The 758-nt window shown below is 67.3% G+C and carries 1 protein-coding gene; it reads left to right on the forward strand.

Annotation, left to right across the window (positions count from 1 at the left end; genetic code table 11):
- Positions 1–758: condensation domain-containing protein (locus BQ8420_RS13395; protein ID WP_235006163.1), on the forward strand; the 758-nt coding region annotated here is incomplete at both ends.

Consider the following 758-nt stretch of genomic DNA (forward strand, 5'->3'; position numbering starts at 1 on the left):
CACGGAGTGGTTCTTCGCCACGCATCCGGTGGATCCGGACCACTTCACGATGGCGGTGATGTTGGACCTGGTCGAGCGGGTCGAGGTGGGGGCGCTGGAACGGGCTCTGCGTGCTCTGGCGGTCCAGCACGACATGCTGCGGTTGCGTGTGGATGAAGACGGGTCGCGGGTCCTGGGGGTGGAGGAGGCCCGGTTCGATCTGGTGGTCGTGGACCTGGAGGGTGTGGAGCCCGGGGATCGTGAACGGGTCGTGCGTGAGCGGACCGAGACCGAGCAGGCTTCCTTGTCCCTGTCGGAAGGTCCGGTGGTGCGCGCGGTCCTCTTCCGGGAAGAGGGTGTGGATCGGTTGTTGCTGACCGCCCATCACCTGGTGGTGGATGGTGTGTCCTGGCGGGTGCTGTTGGAGGATCTGGGCACGGCCTACCGACGGTCGGTCGAGGGATCGGAAGTGGACCTGGGGCCCCGTAGTACGCCCTTTCCGGTGTGGGCGGAGCGGTTGGCCCGACACACCGCCGAAGGCGGCTTCGACGACGAACTCCCGTTCTGGCGGTCCCTGTCCGAAGGGGAGGCCGTCCGATCACCGGGTGCCACCGGTGCCGATCACGGCCAGAACACCAACGCGACCGAGGACGTCGTCTCGGTCCGGTTGCCCGAGGGGGTGACGAGGGATCTGTTGCGTGAGGTTCCGGGGGTGTTCCGGACTCGGGTCAACGACGTGTTGTTGGCCGCTCTGGGGCGGGTGTTGTGCGAGTGGAGTG

This window comes from Nocardiopsis sp. JB363 (genome assembly GCF_900143625.1).
GTDB lineage: Bacteria > Actinomycetota > Actinomycetes > Streptosporangiales > Streptosporangiaceae > Nocardiopsis.